This window comes from Acinetobacter sp. BMW17, from assembly GCF_001592855.1.
In the GTDB taxonomy this organism is placed as follows: domain Bacteria; phylum Pseudomonadota; class Gammaproteobacteria; order Pseudomonadales; family Moraxellaceae; genus Acinetobacter; species Acinetobacter johnsonii.
On the sequence record NZ_LSOD01000044.1, the window covers coordinates 1 to 2,190 of the forward strand.

The following is a 2,190-nucleotide window of genomic DNA, read 5'->3' on the forward strand; positions in this document are numbered from 1 at the left end:
CCGAAAGGTAGATGGCCTTGTAGCCCACCTGTTTCGCCATCATTGCTGCATAAGCATTGACTGTACCGATAATTTGTAATGGTTTTTCCACTTCCAGTGCTTGTCTAAATCTTAAGCCTGCAGATTTTTGTTCTGTCATCGTCCTTTCCTTGAAGCGTTATGAATGAATGTGAAGTGTTGTTTATTCCACTGCGAGTAAAATTGAGCCATAGCTTGCTCGTAAATCTTTTTTTAGAACTTTGCCTGTACCACCGACAGGAATGCTATCGACAAAAACCACGCGATCGGGGATTTGCCATTTCGCAATTTTGCCCGTGTAATAATCCAGAAGTTCAGCTTCTGATACCTGACTGACTTCGGTCTTTTTCGCGATAAGAATTGGTCTTTCATCCCATTTTGGATGTGTCGCAGCAATCACTGCCACCATGTCGATTTCAGGATGTGCGATGGCAATATTTTCTAGCTCAACCGAGGAAATCCACTCTCCGCCCGATTTGATCAAATCTTTAGAACGGTCACTGATGACCATATAGCCATCTGAATCAATAGTGGCCATATCACCCGTGTCAAACCAACCATCTGCGGTGAGTGCATTGTTAAATTGATCGAAATAAGACTCTACAATCCAGTGCCCTTTAATTTGTAAATGTCCTGTGGTTTTTCCATCTGAAGCCAATTCGGTACTACCCTTTTCAGCCTCACAAATTCGAATGCTAACCCCAAACGGTGGGTGACCTTGTGCATAACGTAAGCTCGATTGCGCCGAGTTATCCAACTGCAAATGTTTAGCCTTGAGTTGATTCACCACGCCCAAAGGGCTGGTTTCCGTCATGCCCCATGCATGAATGGTTTCACACTGAAAATCATCTTTAAATGTTTTGAGCATTGACGGTGGGCAAGCCGCGCCGCCGACCACATTGCGTTTTAAGCTGGCGAGTTTGCTGCCAGATTGCTTCGCTGCTGTAAGCAGCCCTTGCCAAATGGTCGGCACACCTAAAGCCGTCGTCACTTTGTATTTATCAATCAACTGAACCAAGCTTGCGCCATCTAACATCGGCCCAGGTAGCACCATACTACACCCGACCATGGCCGCGGCATAAGGCGTACCCCATGCGTTGACATGGAACATAGGAACAACAGGCAAAATGCAATCTTGCGCTGAAAAATTAAACGAATCGGGCAAACAGGTTGCGTAACTATGCAAGATAGTAGAACGATGACTATATAAAACCCCTTTAGGATTCCCTGTTGTACCCGAGGTATAACACAGTGAACTGGCTTTAGTTTCATCCAGTTCAGGCCACTCAAAATGTTCACCTTGTTGCGCGATTAACTCATCATAAAACAGCACTTCAGGGAAGGCTTTTTGAATGTCTTCATCATAAGCATCGAGGCAGATAAAATGCTCTACATACGGAATGGATGGTTTAATAGACAACACTAGATTTAGAAACGTTTTATCAAAAATCAAAGCCTTATCATTTGCATCATTGATAATATAACTGAGCTGCTCAGGAAAAAGTCGTGGGTTAATGGTATGGCAAACCAACCCACTGCCGGATATGCCATACCACGTTAAGTGACGATGATTATTCCATGCAATGGTCGCCACACGGTCGCTAACCGCAAAACCGAAGGACTGCAATACATTGGCAAAGCGCTTTGAGTTTTTAGCAATTTGTCCCCAGTCCGTATGCAGCATCGACCCATCAGTATTTTTAGAGATAATGGCTGTATCTGCATGATAACGAGCAGCATGTTCAATCAGACTGCTAATCAACAAAGGTTGAAACATCATATTTCCAATCATAAGAAACTTCCTTTTTTAAAATCTTTTTAGACTTATTGTTTAAGATCCGCATATCATCGGTCTTGGTCATTTGTTTTTTAAAATACTGTCTTTTTCCATCTTCATTTTGTCATTTGGTTGCGTTATTTAGTCATTTGGTCACTTATACACAAAAAACTTAAATCTTCTAATTTATTGTTTTAATTAATTATTTATACAAATATTCAATATTGTAAAAAGTGATAATTAACTCAAAACTAATATGAGAGACATGCACCTGATTTCATATGATTTTTTAAAGCTTGAAGGCTTTGTTGCACAAAGATTTAAAAATTAAGATTTCCCATATCTACTCAAATTTAAGTGGCAACTTGGGTGTGAGGTCGGCCTAACTCTGTGAA

At 41.2% G+C, this 2,190-nt stretch carries 1 protein-coding gene and 1 pseudogene; both read right to left on the reverse strand.

The features are described from left to right. Window positions 1-139, reverse strand: a pseudogene (gene prpB, locus AXW61_RS17545) (methylisocitrate lyase); the annotation flags it as partial. 42 nt (window positions 140-181) lie between these two features. Next, a complete protein-coding gene (locus AXW61_RS13905; protein ID WP_062034773.1) occupies window positions 182-1,810 on the reverse strand; it encodes a long-chain-fatty-acid--CoA ligase in 1,629 nt (542 codons plus the stop codon). Window positions 1,811-2,190: the final 380 nt, after the last annotated feature.